12 protein-coding genes, 4 tRNA genes and 3 rRNA genes are annotated in these 17494 nt (G+C 39.7%); 11 read left to right on the top strand and 8 right to left on the bottom strand.

What is annotated here, in order from left to right; translation table 11 throughout:
- Window positions 1–211 precede the first annotated feature (211 nt).
- Entirely contained in the window at window positions 212–361 is a 150-nt protein-coding gene (locus EG339_RS24135) for a hypothetical protein (RefSeq protein ID WP_164466414.1), read from the bottom strand.
- Window positions 362–939: 578 nt separating this feature from the next.
- On the opposite strand from EG339_RS24135, the gene EG339_RS04800 reads away from it, so the two are divergent.
- The 5 genes from EG339_RS04800 (at window position 940) to rrf (ending at window position 6123) form a co-directional block, all read left to right on the top strand.
- Window positions 940–2456 (top strand): 16S ribosomal RNA (locus EG339_RS04800).
- Between the two features lie 217 nt (window positions 2457–2673).
- A tRNA-Ile gene (locus EG339_RS04795) sits at window positions 2674–2747 on the top strand.
- A 105-nt stretch (window positions 2748–2852) separates the two neighbouring features.
- A tRNA-Ala gene (locus EG339_RS04790) sits at window positions 2853–2929 on the top strand.
- 152 nt (window positions 2930–3081) lie between these two features.
- Window positions 3082–5836: ribosomal RNA gene (locus tag EG339_RS04785) — 23S ribosomal RNA — on the top strand.
- Between the two features lie 179 nt (window positions 5837–6015).
- Window positions 6016–6123: ribosomal RNA gene (rrf, locus tag EG339_RS04780) — 5S ribosomal RNA — on the top strand.
- Together the 16S, 23S and 5S rRNA genes with 2 tRNA genes alongside form the textbook arrangement of a ribosomal RNA operon.
- A 667-nt stretch (window positions 6124–6790) precedes the next feature.
- Here the strand turns inward: rrf and EG339_RS04775 are convergent.
- Window positions 6791–6864: transfer RNA gene (locus EG339_RS04775), tRNA-Asn, on the bottom strand.
- Window positions 6865–7510: 646 nt separating this feature from the next.
- On the opposite strand from EG339_RS04775, the gene EG339_RS04770 reads away from it, so the two are divergent.
- From EG339_RS04770 to EG339_RS04755, 4 genes are read left to right on the top strand one after another with little or no spacing between them, the layout of a single operon-like run.
- Complete coding sequence (locus EG339_RS04770) at window positions 7511–7864, top strand: ISAon1 family transposase N-terminal region protein (protein ID WP_123869105.1); 354 nt, start codon at window positions 7511–7513, stop codon at window positions 7862–7864.
- A 19-nt stretch (window positions 7865–7883) separates the two neighbouring features.
- A complete protein-coding gene (locus EG339_RS04765) occupies window positions 7884–8837 on the top strand; it encodes an ISAon1 family transposase (RefSeq protein WP_123869106.1) in 954 nt (317 codons plus the stop codon).
- Window positions 8831–9184 (top strand): ISAon1 family transposase N-terminal region protein, encoded by a 354-nt coding sequence (locus EG339_RS04760; protein ID WP_123869105.1) that lies wholly within the window; start codon window positions 8831–8833, stop codon window positions 9182–9184. Before EG339_RS04765 ends, EG339_RS04760 begins: the two co-directional genes overlap by 7 nt.
- Before the next feature lie 19 nt (window positions 9185–9203).
- Window positions 9204–10142: an ISAon1 family transposase gene (locus EG339_RS04755; RefSeq protein WP_123869104.1), complete on the top strand. Its 939-nt coding sequence runs from the start codon at window positions 9204–9206 to the stop codon at window positions 10140–10142.
- Between the two features lie 183 nt (window positions 10143–10325).
- Here the strand turns inward: EG339_RS04755 and EG339_RS04750 are convergent.
- The 3 genes from EG339_RS04750 to EG339_RS04740 form a co-directional block, all read right to left on the bottom strand.
- A tRNA-Asn gene (locus tag EG339_RS04750) sits at window positions 10326–10399 on the bottom strand.
- 80 nt (window positions 10400–10479) lie between these two features.
- Window positions 10480–11961 carry an RIP metalloprotease RseP gene (gene rseP, locus EG339_RS04745; RefSeq protein WP_123869103.1) on the bottom strand — a complete coding sequence of 494 codons (1482 nt, stop codon included), beginning with the start codon at window positions 11959–11961 and terminating at the stop codon, window positions 10480–10482.
- A 106-nt stretch (window positions 11962–12067) separates the two neighbouring features.
- Window positions 12068–12508, bottom strand: coding sequence for a DUF6646 family protein (locus EG339_RS04740; protein ID WP_066693281.1), 441 nt, complete (start codon window positions 12506–12508; stop codon window positions 12068–12070).
- A 188-nt stretch (window positions 12509–12696) separates the two neighbouring features.
- Here EG339_RS04740 and EG339_RS04735 point away from each other — a divergent pair, with 188 nt between their 5' ends.
- Entirely contained in the window at window positions 12697–13449 is a 753-nt protein-coding gene (locus EG339_RS04735; protein WP_123869102.1) for a nitrilase-related carbon-nitrogen hydrolase, read from the top strand.
- 40 nt (window positions 13450–13489) lie between these two features.
- Here EG339_RS04735 and EG339_RS04730 read toward each other — a convergent pair whose 3' ends face one another.
- From EG339_RS04730 to EG339_RS04720, 3 genes are read right to left on the bottom strand one after another with little or no spacing between them, the layout of a single operon-like run.
- Window positions 13490–13789, bottom strand: coding sequence for a thioredoxin family protein (locus tag EG339_RS04730; RefSeq protein WP_123869101.1), 300 nt, complete (start codon window positions 13787–13789; stop codon window positions 13490–13492).
- An 18-nt stretch (window positions 13790–13807) separates the two neighbouring features.
- Window positions 13808–14185, bottom strand: coding sequence for a rhodanese-like domain-containing protein (locus tag EG339_RS04725; protein WP_123869100.1), 378 nt, complete (start codon window positions 14183–14185; stop codon window positions 13808–13810).
- A gap of 4 nt (window positions 14186–14189) precedes the next feature.
- Window positions 14190–15599, bottom strand: coding sequence for an MBL fold metallo-hydrolase (locus EG339_RS04720; RefSeq protein ID WP_123869099.1), 1410 nt, complete (start codon window positions 15597–15599; stop codon window positions 14190–14192).
- Between the two features lie 350 nt (window positions 15600–15949).
- On the opposite strand from EG339_RS04720, the gene EG339_RS04715 reads away from it, so the two are divergent.
- On the top strand, window positions 15950–17476 hold the full coding sequence (locus EG339_RS04715) for a helicase HerA-like domain-containing protein (RefSeq protein WP_123869098.1): 1527 nt from the start codon (window positions 15950–15952) through the stop codon (window positions 17474–17476).
- Window positions 17477–17494: the final 18 nt, after the last annotated feature.

Below are 17494 nucleotides of genomic sequence, written 5' to 3'. Positions count from 1 at the left end.
CCTCACCCTTTGGCATTCCAATGCTTAAATCCTGTAGCTTTCCAATTTCTGTTGTGGGGTAACCGCTGCTATCGGGGCTAGGGAGGAAGTGTGAATGATAGGTAATGAGCAATGATTAATAGATAAGCCTTAACTTAACCATTGTCTATAAGAAGAGGCTTTTATCATTCTTCTGACGAGGGTGTTTTCTAACAATCCAACACCACAATCCCTAATCCCCTGTGAAAATCTGTGCCATCTGTGGGAAATAAAAATATTCACTTCCGATTTTACAATTGCCTTCCATACTGTAATCCTCTAAAAGCCATACCAACACCAAATCCTGAAATAACCCAAGACCTGTTATATATAATGTATACATTCCATTACCCATTACCTTCACATATAATTCAATCCCCTTTCTCCAAACAAATGTTTAAAAATTTTTCGTCCATGGTATCAGCGTATTAGGGGTAAAAAGCGTAGTCAGTATGAATTTTATGTTAAATAAACTTGTTTTGCGTTGTAAGAAGTTGTTATCTTTGCCCCACTGAAAACGAGAGTATCAGTACAAGCGCAGAAGAGCTTTTAGCTAAGCATAAACATAATATTCTACTAAGATATCAGGCGAAAAAAAACTTTTAATTTTTATTGTATAAAAGTTGCGAGTTAAAAAAGAGTTTGTATCTTTGCAGTCCGAAATAATTCGGAGCGCAGGAGTAGATAGATTGAGGGTTTGGGAAGGATTAAGGTTACTTGAAAAACTTTAAAATTTTCTTTCAAAACATTTGGTCAATACAAAATAAAGTTTTACTTTTGCACTCGCAAATACGGAGCGACACTGACAGAGAGATTGCTTCGTTACAAAGCGGAAGATAAAAAGATCATTGACATACAATATAACAACCAAGTAAGGAAAAACTAAAGCGTTAAAAAACTTTGAGTGAGTCAGACAAACATACAATGGAGAGTTTGATCCTGGCTCAGGATGAACGCTAGCGGGAGGCCTAACACATGCAAGCCGAGCGGTAGAGTCTCTTCGGAGACTTGAGAGCGGCGCACGGGTGCGGAACACGTGTGCAACCTGCCTTTATCTGGGGGATAGCCTTTCGAAAGGAAGATTAATACCCCATAATATATTGAGTGGCATCACTTGATATTGAAAACTCCGGTGGATAGAGATGGGCACGCGCAAGATTAGATAGTTGGTGAGGTAACGGCTCACCAAGTCTACGATCTTTAGGGGGCCTGAGAGGGTGATCCCCCACACTGGTACTGAGACACGGACCAGACTCCTACGGGAGGCAGCAGTGAGGAATATTGGACAATGGGTGAGAGCCTGATCCAGCCATCCCGCGTGAAGGACGACGGCCCTATGGGTTGTAAACTTCTTTTGTATAGGGATAAACCTAGATACGTGTATCTAGCTGAAGGTACTATACGAATAAGCACCGGCTAACTCCGTGCCAGCAGCCGCGGTAATACGGAGGGTGCAAGCGTTATCCGGATTTATTGGGTTTAAAGGGTCCGTAGGCTGATGTGTAAGTCAGTGGTGAAATCTCACAGCTTAACTGTGAAACTGCCATTGATACTGCAAGTCTTGAGTGTTGTTGAAGTAGCTGGAATAAGTAGTGTAGCGGTGAAATGCATAGATATTACTTAGAACACCAATTGCGAAGGCAGGTTACTAAGCAACAACTGACGCTGATGGACGAAAGCGTGGGGAGCGAACAGGATTAGATACCCTGGTAGTCCACGCCGTAAACGATGCTAACTCGTTTTTGGGTTTTCGGATTCAGAGACTAAGCGAAAGTGATAAGTTAGCCACCTGGGGAGTACGAACGCAAGTTTGAAACTCAAAGGAATTGACGGGGGCCCGCACAAGCGGTGGATTATGTGGTTTAATTCGATGATACGCGAGGAACCTTACCAAGGCTTAAATGGGAAATGACAGGTTTAGAAATAGACTTTTCTTCGGACATTTTTCAAGGTGCTGCATGGTTGTCGTCAGCTCGTGCCGTGAGGTGTTAGGTTAAGTCCTGCAACGAGCGCAACCCCTGTCACTAGTTGCCATCATTAAGTTGGGGACTCTAGTGAGACTGCCTACGCAAGTAGAGAGGAAGGTGGGGATGACGTCAAATCATCACGGCCCTTACGCCTTGGGCCACACACGTAATACAATGGCCGGTACAGAGGGCAGCTACACAGCGATGTGATGCAAATCTCGAAAGCCGGTCTCAGTTCGGATTGGAGTCTGCAACTCGACTCTATGAAGCTGGAATCGCTAGTAATCGCGCATCAGCCATGGCGCGGTGAATACGTTCCCGGGCCTTGTACACACCGCCCGTCAAGCCATGGAAGTCTGGGGTACCTGAAGTCGGTGACCGTAACAGGAGCTGCCTAGGGTAAAACAGGTAACTAGGGCTAAGTCGTAACAAGGTAGCCGTACCGGAAGGTGCGGCTGGAACATCTCATTTTAGAGCGTCGTTAGACGATAAAAAAATTAGTATCGTAAGATACAAAGTACTTACTTCAAAGTAAAGCTTTAGTTTTTTGTTTGGTTGATATATAAAAATACAACACCCACTAGAAATTAGTAAAGGGAAGAGGCAAGAGAAAAGAACAAAGATGAAAGACAGAAGTTGAAAAGGTCTTTATTCTATATTCTTAGCTCTCAAGGTCTAACATAAAGACAGTCTCGTAGCTCAGCTGGTTAGAGCGCTACACTGATAATGTAGAGGTCGGCAGTTCGAGCCTGCCCGAGACTACTAATTATAAGGGATGTAAAAAGTACAAAGTAGCTTGTACAATGTAAGAGATTAAATCTGATACATTCTACATTTTACATTATACAAAGTACATCACTACTAGAGGGGGAATTAGCTCAGCTGGCTAGAGCGCCTGCCTTGCACGCAGGAGGTCAAGGGTTCGACTCCCTTATTCTCCACCATCATAGATGGTTTAGTTTTAAAAAAGCAAATAGAGCCAAAAACAATATTTGCGAATTAAATCAGAAATAGATTTAAGATCATTGACATTAACGGTAAAGACATCACAAAGAGAAAACCGAGCGCATAAAGCGCTTGAGTAACCAAAAATAGGAAAGAAATCGTTAAGGGCGTATGGCGGATGCCTAGGCTTTCAGAGGCGACGAAGGACGTGGTAAGCTGCGAAAAGCTGCGGGGATTGGCACACACGAATAGATCCGCAGATGTCCGAATGGGGCAACCCAATACATTGAAGATGTATTACCTCGTAAGAGGAGCAAACCCGGAGAACTGAAACATCTAAGTACCCGGAGGAAAAGAAATCGAAGAGATTCCGTAAGTAGTGGCGAGCGAAAGCGGATTAGCCCAAAAGCTTTTATATGTTTAATAGAATGTTCTGGAAAGAACAGCCATAGAGGGTGATAGCCCCGTATATGAAAGGCATATTTGAGTGATAAATGAGTAGGGCGGGACACGTGAAATCCTGTCTGAATATGGGGGGACCATCCTCCAAGGCTAAATACTCCTGAAAGACCGATAGTGAACAAGTACTGTGAAGGAAAGGTGAAAAGCACTTCGAATAGAAGGGTGAAATAGAACCTGAAACCGTACGCCTACAAGCGGTCGGAGCAGCGTAAAGCTGTGACGGCGTGCCTTTTGCATAATGAGCCTACGAGTTAATTTTACTAGCGAGGTTAAGGTATTAAGTACCGGAGCCGGAGCGAAAGCGAGTCTGAATAGGGCGCTGAGTTAGTAGGATTAGACGCGAAACCTTGTGATCTACCCATGGGCAGGTTGAAGCTCTGGTAACACAGAGTGGAGGACCGAACCGGTTGACGTTGAAAAGTCTTCGGATGACCTGTGGGTAGGGGTGAAAGGCCAATCAAACTGGGAGATAGCTCGTACTCTCCGAAATGCATTTAGGTGCAGCGTCGCAAAAAAGTTTATTAGAGGTAGAGCTACTGATTGGATGCGGGGGTTTCACCGCCTACCAATTCCTGACAAACTCCGAATGCTAATAAATGTTGTGCGGCAGTGAGGGCATGGGTGCTAAGGTCCATGTCCGAGAGGGAAAGAACCCAGACCAACAGCTAAGGTCCCCAAATATATGTTAAGTTGAAGCAACGCGGTTGGACTGCATTGACAGCTAGGATGTTGGCTTGGAAGCAGCCATTCATTTAAAGAGTGCGTAACAGCTCACTAGTCGAGCGGTCCGGCATGGATAATAATCGGGCATAAACATATTACCGAAGCTATGGATTTGTACATTGTACATCTGGTAGGAGAGCATTCTATTTGCGCCGAAGCAGTACTGTGAGGTATTGTGGAGCGGATAGAAAAGAAAATGTAGGCATAAGTAACGATAAAGCAGGCGAGAAACCTGCTCACCGAAAGACCAAGGCTTCCTCAGCCATGCTAATCAGCTGAGGGTTAGTCGGGACCTAACGCGAACCCGAAAGGGGTAGTGGATGGACACAGGGTTAATATTCCCTGACTTGCTCACAATAAAAGGGGACGGTTGGATGTATCTGCTGGAGACTGACGGAATAGTCAAGGCCTAGCCTTCGGGCGAAGCTGCTGTAGAGTAATCTGATCCAAGAAAAGCCGAAGTGAAGCAACCCGTACCAAAACCGACACAGGTGGTCGAGGAGAGAATCCTAAGGTGCTCGAGTGAGTCGTGGCTAAGGAACTAGGCAAAATAGTCTCGTAACTTCGGAAGAAGAGACGCCATCAGCAATGGTGGCCGCAGTGAAGAGGCCCAGGCGACTGTTTATCAAAAACACAGGACTCTGCTAAATCGAAAGATGCTGTATAGGGTCTGACACCTGCCCGGTGCTGGAAGGTTAAGGAAGGTGCTTAGGGTTAAACCGAAGGCATTAACTGAAGCCCCAGTAAACGGCGGCCGTAACTATAACGGTCCTAAGGTAGCGAAATTCCTTGTCGGGTAAGTTCCGACCTGCACGAATGGTGTAACGATCTGGGCACTGTCTCAGCCACGAGCTCGGTGAAATTGTAGTATCGGTGAAGATGCCGATTACCCGCAATGGGACGAAAAGACCCTGTGAACCTTTACTATAACTTCGTATTGACTTTGAGTAAGTAATGTGTAGGATAGGTGGGAGGCTTTGAAGCAGGCACGCTAGTGTTTGTGGAGCCGTCGTTGAAATACCACCCTTTACTTACTTGGAGCCTAACTTCTTTCAGAAGGACATTGCGTGGTGGGTAGTTTGACTGGGGTGGTCGCCTCCAAAAGAGTAACGGAGGCTTTCAAAGGTACCCTCAGCACGCTTGGTAACCGTGCGTAGAGTGTAATGGCATAAGGGTGCTTGACTGTGAGACCTACAAGTCGATCAGGTGCGAAAGCAGGACATAGTGATCCGGTGGTTCCGTATGGAAGGGCCATCGCTCATAGGATAAAAGGTACTCCGGGGATAACAGGCTAGTCTCCCCCAAGAGCTCACATCGACGGGGAGGTTCGGCACCTCGATGTCGGCTCGTCACATCCTGGGGCTGGAGAAGGTCCCAAGGGTTGGGCTGTTCGCCCATTAAAGTGGCACGCGAGCTGGGTTCAGAACGTCGTGAGACAGTTCGGTCTCTATCTATTGCGGGCGTTAGATGTTTGAGAGGGCTTGATTCTAGTACGAGAGGACCGAATTGAACAAACCTCTGGTGTATCAGTTGTACCGCCAGGTGCACCGCTGAGTAGCTACGTTTGGAAGAGATAAGCACTGAAAGCATATAAGTGCGAAACTCGCCTCAAGATGAGACATCTTTTAAGGGTCGTTGTAGATGACGACGTTGATAGGCTACAGGTGTAAAGACAGTAATGTCATAGCCGAGTAGTACTAATTACCCGTAGATTTATAGCCTATGGTTGCTAAATCTAAAATTATAATATAATAAATATGACAAGTACTTTATGCGCAGTAAAGGTTTTGTCTTTGTGAAAGTTTTTATCGCTTAAAACTTGTAAAATATAGAATGTAAGAAGTATGATATAAATACCTTGTACATATTACAACCGACATTTTACAATATATACCTTCTTTAGGGTGGTTTTAGCGGTGGGGCTCACCTGTTCCCATTCCGAACACAGAAGTTAAGCCCACCAGCGCCGATGGTACTGCTAACGCGGGAGAGTAGGCCGCCGCCAGTTTTTATTTTATTTTTAAAAATCCTTTATCATTGTGATAAAGGATTTTTTTTTGTGCCATACCCAAGAGTATAATACCTAATACCCAAACTAAACTCTTTACCAGGTTCATTTAGCCTGTATACCATTATCTCCGATTTTTCCACCCTTATTTTATCCAGATATTCTCTTGATAAACTTACCATTTTTTCATCCTGCAAAGATCTTTAGCTTTTGCAAGAGAAATTAGTGTTTTACAATTGGAGAATATAATATCCGGTGAATAACACTGTCAAGATTCCTGTGAGAATGAAAGTATCCTATAATGTTATAAATATTTAGCTTGATTTAGCCTTAAAAATCATTGATTTTATGGGTATGCTTATTTGGGGTGTCATTGAACATATTTTGCGGTTTAAAATGGCTCATTTGTGTCTATAAATAAATTTCTGAAAAACCTTAAAAAGAACCTTTCTTATATGGCTATTAAATGATATATCGAATGGTTTGTGATTTTAATTTAAACTTTAAAAAGAACGCTTTTGGGAATAGGGCTCAAAATAAGATATTACTTATTCTCAAATAGAGAAAGATTTATTAAATAGCTGATTGTGGATCTTAGGTTTTTGAAGGAATTGCTTTAAAGTAGATAGAAATAAAAAAGACTTACAGAAATGTAAGTCTTTTTTTGCTCCTCCTGCTGGGCTCGAACCAGCGACCCTCTGATTAACAGTCAGATGCTCTAACCAACTGAGCTAAGGAGGAATGTCCTTTGTTTTAAGTGGTGCAAATATAATATGAATATCTGTATCAAGCAAGTTTTTATCCTTTAAAATTTAACAGAAAATGCTATTGTTTTATTTTTCAGTAAATTAAAATTATTTAAAATTTTAAATTGCTAGGATATGAAGTGTTTTTAAACACTATTTCAGATGTAAAAGGGATGCTGTAATAGGTAATGTATATGAAGAGAAGAAAACCTTTCTAAATATTTTATACCATAATTTGAGTATCTATTAAGTAAGCTTTTATTTTTTAATCTTATTCTTATAGGATAGGATCTGTTAACCATAAGGTCTTTATCCATGTTCTCCCAGTAATGTATTGCCCTGAATAAAATGAGTATAATCGTTGTATGGTGATCATATAGTTTTCCAGATGGTTTGTTTACTATTTAGATGCGTGGATTAATTTCTGAATGGCTTTTTTAAGAATTATTAGAGGATAATAAAAGTCTTTATATCAAAATTAGGGAAAAGAATTCTTTCTCTGATTTATTATACAAAATTGACTGCTGTAAATCAATCCTAAGTTAATCCTTTACTTTTAATGACGAAATGGTATTATAGAAACCGTTACGGGCTCAGTCTCAAAAGTTGGGGGGAATGTTAAGTAGTTTTATCTTTGCATCATGTTAAGCGATCACGACCTTCTTAAATTATTACTTCCGGAATTTTTAGTAGAGCACTTTGATATCCTCAAAGCAGAAACTCATGATGCAGAACTTCATATTTATTTTGAAGAAAGAAACAGTATTCCCCATGAATTTAAAGAAAGGAGACTTGAATCCAAGGGCTTTTTACCTGAAATCATTGTAGATGATTATCCATTACGGGGTAAAATCGTAAAGCTCCATGTTAAAAGAAGGAGATGGACAGATAAATCCTCCGGTGAGATCCTTCAGAGAGACTGGCAGCTTGTAGCGAAAGGCACACGGATGACAAAGGATTTGGCAGTCTTCTTAAAAAAAATTAGCAGACACTAAAGCTCTTCCCCTAAAAGTTATAGCAGAATTTTTCGGGATCAAAGGCAAGACCTTCCAGAGGCAATACAAGAATAATCTCAGCGAATATCATAGCTGGGAACAAAAACCGCACGCAGAGGACTGGATCATTTACCCTGAAAATGTCTCAGCCTCCTTATCTTTAGACGAAGTAGCATTATCTGATGGAGAACTTTATACCGTTCTTACCTCCAAAAAAGCAAAAGGGAGAAAAGGAAGTATTGTTGCTATGATAAAAGGTACCCAGAGTGATTTTGTCATCACACATCTTTTGAAGATCAGCAGAAAACTTCGGATGAAGGTAAACGAAATTACATTGGATATGGCGGGTTCCATGAAGCGTATTGCCCAACGCTGCTTTCCTGATGCAGTACAGGTTATTGATCGTTTTCATGTTCAGAAGCTGTCCATAGAGGCCCTTCAGGAGATCAGGATCAGGCATCGCTGGGAAGCCATTGAAATGGAAAACAATCCTTTTAACAGTCACTCAGCTGAAACAGAAGTTTTTGCAAATGGAGATACCCGGAAACAGCTCTTGGTAAGAAGCAGGTATTTACTATATAAAAGCCGTGAGAAATGGACTCTGTCCCAGAAACAAAGAGCTTCGATCCTTTTTACCCAGTATCCTGATCTGGAACAGGCATATGAATTGACTGATGGACTTAGAAAAATTTATAACCAGAATATTTCGAAATCTGTAGCCATGACTAAACTGGCCCATTGGTTTAGAAATGTGGAAGAAGCAGAGTTTAAATCTTTTTCTACCTTAAGAAAAACAATAATGAATCATTATAGAAATATTCTCAACTACTTTGATCAAAGAAGCACCAATGCTGCTGCTGAATCTTTCAATGCGAAAATAAAAAACTTCAGAATGCAGCTCAGAGGAGTAAAAGAGGCTCAGTCTCAAAAGTTGGGGGGAATGTTAAGTAGTTTTATCTTTGCATCATGTTAAGCGATCACGACCTTCTTAAATTATTACTTCCGGAATTTTTAGTAGAGCACTTTGATATCCTCAAAGCAGAAACTCATGATGCAGAACTTCATATTTATTTTGAAGAAAGAAACAGTATTCCCCATGAATTTAAAGAAAGGAGACTTGAATCCAAGGGCTTTTTACCTGAAATCATTGTAGATGATTATCCATTACGGGGTAAAATCGTAAAGCTCCATGTTAAAAGAAGGAGATGGACAGATAAATCCTCCGGTGAGATCCTTCAGAGAGACTGGCAGCTTGTAGCGAAAGGCACACGGATGACAAAGGATTTGGCAGTCTTCTTAAAAAAAATTAGCAGACACTAAAGCTCTTCCCCTAAAAGTTATAGCAGAATTTTTCGGGATCAAAGGCAAGACCTTCCAGAGGCAATACAAGAATAATCTCAGCGAATATCATAGCTGGGAACAAAAACCGCACGCAGAGGACTGGATCATTTACCCTGAAAATGTCTCAGCCTCCTTATCTTTAGACGAAGTAGCATTATCTGATGGAGAACTTTATACCGTTCTTACCTCCAAAAAAGCAAAAGGGAGAAAAGGAAGTATTGTTGCTATGATAAAAGGTACCCAGAGTGATTTTGTCATCACACATCTTTTGAAGATCAGCAGAAAACTTCGGATGAAGGTAAACGAAATTACATTGGATATGGCGGGTTCCATGAAGCGTATTGCCCAACGCTGCTTTCCTGATGCAGTACAGGTTATTGATCGTTTTCATGTTCAGAAGCTGTCCATAGAGGCCCTTCAGGAGATCAGGATCAGGCATCGCTGGGAAGCCATTGAAATGGAAAACAATCCTTTTAACAGTCACTCAGCTGAAACAGAAGTTTTTGCAAATGGAGATACCCGGAAACAGCTCTTGGTAAGAAGCAGGTATTTACTATATAAAAGCCGTGAGAAATGGACTCTGTCCCAGAAACAAAGAGCTTCGATCCTTTTTACCCAGTATCCTGATCTGGAACAGGCATATGAATTGACTGATGGACTTAGAAAAATTTATAACCAGAATATTTCGAAATCTGTAGCCATGACTAAACTGGCCCATTGGTTTAGAAATGTGGAAGAAGCAGAGTTTAAATCTTTTTCTACCTTAAGAAAAACAATAATGAATCATTATAGAAATATTCTCAACTACTTTGATCAAAGAAGCACCAATGCTGCTGCTGAATCTTTCAATGCGAAAATAAAAAACTTCAGAATGCAGCTCAGAGGAGTAAAAGACAGAACCTTTTTTATCTTCAGATTAGCTAAACTTTTTGCCTAGTCCCCAACTTTTGCGCTTGATCCGTAAAAGACAGAACCTTTTTTATCTTCAGATTAGCTAAACTTTTTGCCTAGCCCCCAACTTTTGCGCTTGATCCCCGTTACGATGTTAAAAAAAGTATATGTTTTTAGAATTCATAGTCAAAAAAAATAAAAAAAGACTCACATTTCTGTAAGTCTTTTGCTCCTCCTGCTGGGCTCGAACCAGCGACCCTCTGATTAACAGTCAGATGCTCTAACCAACTGAGCTAAGGAGGAATGTCCTTTGTTTTAAGTGGTGCAAATATAGGACGAATATTTATACCCTGCAAATATTTTTAGAAAAATTTTCAAAAAAATTATAAAGTTCCTGTAATGGCTTTAATAATATCACTTCCAAAGATAAGAGCCATTAATCCTAATAGGAAGATAACTCCCACCATCTGAGCGTTTTCTAAAACTTTTTGAGGAACAGGTTTTCCTACAATGATCTCGTATAGGGTAAATATAACATGCCCCCCGTCAAGTCCTGGAATAGGAATAAGGTTCAGGAATGCCAACCATACAGAGAACATTGCTGTAAAGCCCCAGAATGCTGTCCAGTCAATAGAAACACCACCTTGTGCATCTTTACTTATAGGCATGTTCTTTACAATAGCAAGTGGACCGCCCACTTTTTTATATCCTTGTACTTTTTTGTTAAAGATCAGCTTAAATTGTTTGATCTGGTATGTTAAACTCTCAATGGTAAGGGTAAACCCTCTCTTAATTGAACCAAAGAAATTATATTCATTATGAACCATAAATTTCTCAGCTTCTTTGAAAGAAAGAATTCCAATAGTTCCCTCTTTAGATACAGGGATTTTAAGATCAGTAATCTGATTGTCCCTTAATACCTGAAAATCCACAACCTTGCCTGCATTAGGAACTACTAAAGGTTTTACTTCATCGTAATAAGAAACAGGTTTTCCGTTGATGGCAACAATTTTATCACCTAATTTTAACCCTGCATCCATTGTAGATTGACTAACAATAGTGTCGATAATAGGAGACATTCTTGGCGTTAAGAAAGATCTTGGCTCCGGATCATGAAATGCCATTACCTTTCCGTCATCATTGGTTGGGAAAGTAACTTCTTTTCCGTTTCTTGAAACTGTAATCTCGTCACTTAATAAAACGTCTAATGCCAGTTTTTTGAAGTCTTTCTGAACTTTTCCATCAACTTTTAATATCTTGTCTCCATCCTGGAAGCCCATTTTTTTAGCTGCAGCAGTATAATGAAGCGGTGTATTGATTTTATCCGCATCAAAAATTGTTTCTCCGTTCTTTCCAACCAATGCAGAAAATATGATCCATGCTAAAAAGAAGTTTACTGTTACTCCTCCTAACATGATAATCAATCGCTGCCAGGCTGGTTTAGATCTGAATTCCCATGGTTCAGCCGGTTTTTTCATCTGGGCTGTATCCATACTTTCATCCACCATGCCGGCAATTTTCACATAACCACCAAAAGGAAGCCATCCGATTCCATATTTTGTCTGCTCCGGATATTTTCTCCAATCATCGTCAGAAAGTTTTGATATATCGATAGGAACTTCTTCCTTTTTTCCGTTGACTTCTATTACTTCAGTATCAGGTAGATTCTGAGAGAAGAATTTATACTTCCATTTTCCGTTAACTTTCTTCATAGAGAATATGGAGAAATAAGGATCAAAAAACAGAAAGAATTTTTCTGCTCTGGTCTTGAACCATTTTGCCGGTAAGAAGTGCCCAAGCTCATGAAGAACTACAAGTATAGAAATACTCAGAATGAACTGGAAGAGTTTGATTGCTATTTCCATTAATAAGTTTTAGATTTTAATTTGCAAAGGTAACAATTATCAAAACTATGCCAAATAAAAAAGCTCCTCGAAATGAGAAGCTTTGTCATATTTCAGGACTATTTGATTATAAATTGAATGAAACTCCAAGACTGCCGTTATTACCCACCTCTGCAAATACACCAATTCTATCAGTAAAGAAGTAGCGTGCACCAATGTGAGCTCCTATTCCAAAGTCTTTTCCTACCACTCCTACATCAACTCCTGGATAAATATCCAGCTTTGGTGGAAGGCTTAAAGCTTCCTGTAGGTGAAAATTCAGTCTTCCAAAAACAAAAACACGGTTATCCTTGTCGTTGTTCTTGTAATTGCTGAAGTAACCGTTAAGTCCAGCCCCCACAGAAATAAGCTTATTCAATCCATAGTCGTAAGTTCCCGTTATACCGGTTCCATATCCCCAGGCACTCAGGCCCAGTTGAATCTTTTGATCTCCTTTTCCAGTCCACGCCTGAGCATTAGCTGTGATCCCGAAAAAAAACATCATCACCATAAAAACCAATTTCTTCATAAATTTTATAATGTTTAATGATATTAATAAAAATTACCTGCATCAAAAATGAAACCGAAAGGCATTGGATACTACAAAAATAGCAGACTTTAATAAATATTAAGAATTACAACTCTCTTTTCATTATACAAGATAAAAGCTGTATTTTTATACTTGAGATATTGTGAAATAATTAAAAAATAAAAAAGATGAAGATTGTAGGGCTCAATTTGGATATCATCTGGAAAAATAAAACTGAAAATTTTAAAATAATAGAACGAGAACTTCAAACTCTTGATGCAGATTTGTTTCTGCTTCCTGAAATGTTTTCAACGGGCTTCTGTATGGATGCATCAGAAGTTTCTGATAGAAATGAAGAATCTCTGGAGTTTTTAAAAAAAATCTCAAAAGAAAAAAATGCAGCGTTTTGTGGAAGTGCTCCGGTAGAAGAAAAGGGTAATTTTTTCAACAGAATGTATTTTGTACAACCTAATGGGGAAGTTTCTTTCTATGATAAAAGGCATTTGTTTTCTTTCTCGGGTGAGGATAAGGTTTATACTCCGGGGAAAAGCAGAGTTATTGTAGAATATAAAGGAATCCGTTTTTTACTCCAGGTTTGTTATGATCTTCGTTTTCCCGTATTTGCAAGGAATAATGATGACTATGATGCTGTTTTATATGTGGCAAACTGGCCGGAAAAAAGAGTAGGGGCCTGGGAACATCTATTGAAGGCAAGGGCCATTGAGAACCTTTCTTTAGTGTTTGGACTCAATAGGATAGGGACAGATGGAAATAATTTGTTTTATCAGGAAAGTTCTCACTGCTTCTTTGCGGATGGTAGGGAAATTTCAGAGAAGAATGGAAATATTGTATCTGCAAAGCTGGATATGAATGAGTTAAAAGACTTCAGAAGCCATTTCCAGTTTTTAAATGACCGCGATCATTTTTCAATTGATTTATAAAGAATAAGGCTGAGTTCCAAACTCAGCCTTAATAATATTCTTACATATATTGTTGCAGAAGTTGCGTTAATGTATTCACATCGTGTACTCCGCTTTCTTTCCATAGGAGTTCTCCATTTTTGAAAACTGCTAAAGTAGGTACACCTCTTACCCCATATTGTGCTGCCAGAGCAGGGTATTGGTCTACATCTACCTTGATGATTCTGGCTCCATCTCCTATATTTTCCTTTACAGAATTTAAAACAGAAGACTGAACCTTACATGGCTGGCACCAGGTGGCAAAAAAGTCAATAAGTACCGGTCTTTCGGAATTGATGATTTCCTGGAATTTTTGTGACATAGTTTGAGTTTTATGAGTTTACTTTTTATCTGCTTCGGCTTCATCCTGGATACCTTTCACATTTTTCCAGCTTGTTCCATCATAAGCTTCCACACCATTTTTCTTTAAAATTTCCATCGCCTGATCTGCCTGTACTCCTTTGTTGCAGAAAACAACTACTTTTTTACCCTTCAGGGTCTGAATGCTGTTCTGGATTTCTGCCAGAGGAATGTTGATGGCATTTTTAGCCGTTCCTGCTGAATACTGCTCAGGGATTCTTACGTCCACCAGCGTTACATCTGAACTTGTAACCACATCCTTAATGTTAGCCTTGGAGACTTTCTCGGAATGGTTTGTTTTACAGCTGTTTAATGCTAAAACAGAAGCTAAAATTATTCCAAAAAAACGCAGCTTCATGATATTAGAATGTTTTGGATTGGCAAACAAAGTCTGTTGTCGGAAATTTTTCTGTTTTTTTTATGCCGTTGAAACCTCCTTCTATTTCGGTAAAGTTTCTGATTCCGTGTGAATTAAGGATGCTTGCTGCAATCATGCTTCTGTATCCTCCTGCACAGTGTAGAAAGAAATGTTCAGAGTTATCAAGATCACGTGCCCATTCACTGATGGACTCCAAAGGTTTGTTATAAGCATTATCAATATGCTCTGCAGAATATTCTGTGAGCTTTCTAACGTCAATTATCTTTGAATCTGCTGTAAACTGTTCTGCAAATTCAGCCGGAGTGATCCTTTTCACTTCGTCAATTTCTTTCCCTGCATTTTTCCAGGCTTCAAAACCTCCTTCCAGATAACCTACTACATTATCAAAACCTACGCGGCTTAATCTGATAATGACTTCTTCTTCCGTTCCTTCATCTGTGATCAATAATAAAGGATGCTTAACATCTACAATTAAAGTTCCTACCCAAGGAGCAAAGTCACCTTTTAAACCAATATTGATGGAATTAGGGATAAAGCCTTTATGAAAATCTGCAGCCCCTCTTGTATCAAGAATTAAAGCTCCGGTTTCTTCAGCTATTGCTTCGAAATCCTGGGGAGAGACAGGTTGCAGTCCTTTATTCATCACTACATCCAGACTCTCATATCCTCCTTTATTCATGGCTACGTTCATTCCGAAATATTTTGGAGGTGCTGTAAGACCGTCTAGTACTTCTCTGATAAAAGAAGCCTTATCCGGCTGGTTAAGGGCATAATTTGTTCTTTTTTGATTTCCCAGAATATCTACGGTTTCCTTCTGCATATTTTTTCCGCATGCAGAACCTGCCCCATGGGCCGGATAAACCGTAATGCCATCATCCAAAGGCATAATTTTACTCTGAAGACTGTCATACAGAATTCCAGCAAGGTCTTCCTGAGTAAGGTTCGTAGCCTTCTGAGCAAGGTCCGGTCTTCCTACATCCCCTAAAAACAGAGTGTCTCCAGTAAAGATGGCTGTTTCCTTACCGTTTTCATCAATCAAAAGATAAGTAGTGCTCTCCATTGTATGGCCGGGAGTGTGAAGTACCTTTATTTTTATTTTTCCAATTTCAAAAATCTGGTTATCTTCTGCAATAATAGCTTCAAATTCTGGTACAGCAGTAGGTCCATATACAATCGGAGCTCCGGTTTTTTTGCTTAAATCCAAGTGTCCTGAAACAAAATCAGCATGGAAATGGGTTTCAAAAATATATTTTAAAGTAACATTGTCTTTTTCCAGACGATCAAGGTATGGTTTTACCTCTCTTAAAGGGTCAATAATGACCGCTTCGTTTTCTGATACAATATAATAGGCACCCTGAGCCAGACAGCCCGTATATATTTGTTCAATTTTCATTGGGTATTTTTTTAATAGTTAAAGATACAAAGTATTAGATAAATTCTAAATCAAATGTTAAATTCAATTGATAGTTTCTTTCAATACTTGTTAAACAAATGTTTAATGTCGTTTTTTTCAGCAAAAAGGATGCCTTACATAGGATTAAAAAGCAAATACTGTTTTTTATCATGTTTGTTTATAGGCAACAGGCTTTTAACAATACTGTTTCTTTATTTCATATACCGTGGTTTGAATTTTGCTTAAACCGAAATCTGGCCGTTTTCTCAGGCGATTAATGAAAGTTAGAGAGGAAATATTACAGAATATGTTAAAGAAAATTTTATATTTATAAGTTAAAAAGTGATCAAATGGCAGACAAAGCACAATTTATTGAAGAATTAAATGCTAAATACACTCCCAAGGGAGAACATATTATATTAGGAAAAGGAATGCTGGACGGAGAAGTAGTTCCGGAAGTGAATGTAACTATTCCTTTAAAAACAATTAACCGCCATGGCCTTATTGCCGGCGCAACGGGAACAGGAAAAACCAAAACTTTACAGGTGTTTGCAGAGCAGCTTTCGCATCAGGGGATCCCGTCACTGGTTTTAGATATTAAAGGTGACTTTTCCGGAATTGCAGAAGCCGGCCAGATGAATTCTATCATTGAAGAAAGGTATGCAAAAACTCAGCTTCCTTATACTCCGCAAGGGTTCCCGGTAGAACTGATGAGTATTTCCGGAGGGAAAGGAGTGAAACTGAGAGCTACCGTAACAGAGTTTGGCCCTGTTTTATTAAGCAAAATTCTTGGGCTTAATGATACGCAGCAAAGTATCATGTCTATCGTCTTTAAATATTGTGATGATAAAGGACTTCCTTTAATTGATCTTAAAGACCTTAAGAAAGTTCTTCAGTATGTTACAGATAACGCTCAGGGAAAAGCTGAACTTGCTGCGAATTACGGATCAATAGCCCCGGCTTCTTTGGGAGCTATTCTGAGATCTATCGTAGCATTGGAGCAGCAGGGTGCAGGAGATTTTTTTGGAGAATTGAGTTTTGATGTTCAGGATTTATTGGAAACAAAGGATGGAAAAGGAGTTGTTAATATTCTGAGGGTATCGGATATTCAGAATAAGCCACAGCTGTTTTCTACCTTTATGCTTTCTCTTTTTGCTGAAATTTATATGACTTTTCCGGAAGAAGGAGATAGTGGAAAGCCAAAACTGGTGCTGTTTATAGATGAAGCACACTTACTTTTTGATGAAGCCTCAAAAACCCTTCTTTCCCAGATTGAAACAATGGTGAAATTAATCCGTTCAAAAGGCGTGGGAATTTATTTTATTACACAGATTCCCGGTGATGTGCCGGAAAGTGTTTTGTCTCAATTAGGCTTGAAAATACAGCATGCCCTGAGAGGGTTTACTGCAAAAGATAAAAAGGAAATTTCCAAAGCGGTTGAAAACTATCCGACTACAGAGTTCTACAATGCTTCGAACCTGATCCAGAATTTAGGAATTGGTGAAGCATTCGTTACCGCTCTTGATGAGAAAGGTATTCCCACACCATTGGTTCATACCTACCTTATTTCTCCTGAATCAAGAATGGATGTTCTGAGTGATGCAGAAATTACGGAATTAACTTCCAGTTCAGCTATGGTAGCCAAGTATGAACAGGCAATAGATAGAGAATCTGCCTATGAAATGTTAACCAACAGAATGGAACAGGCTGCCCAAAATCCAACGCCTGATCAAAGAACAAGACCAGTGAAAGAAGAACCGGGAATGTTTGAGCAGGTATTGCAGAGTAAGGCAGGAAGAACCTTTACCAATACCCTGATGCGGGAAGGAGCAAAAGCCATTCTTGGAATGTTCGGCCTTGGGGGCAGAAGGAGGTAGTAAGTATTCAGTATAGCA

The organism is Chryseobacterium bernardetii, assembly GCF_003815975.1.
Classification (GTDB): Bacteria; Bacteroidota; Bacteroidia; order Flavobacteriales; family Weeksellaceae; genus Chryseobacterium; species Chryseobacterium bernardetii.
The sequence above is the reverse complement of the archived record's forward strand: the minus strand, read 5'-3'. Positions and strand labels throughout refer to the sequence as shown.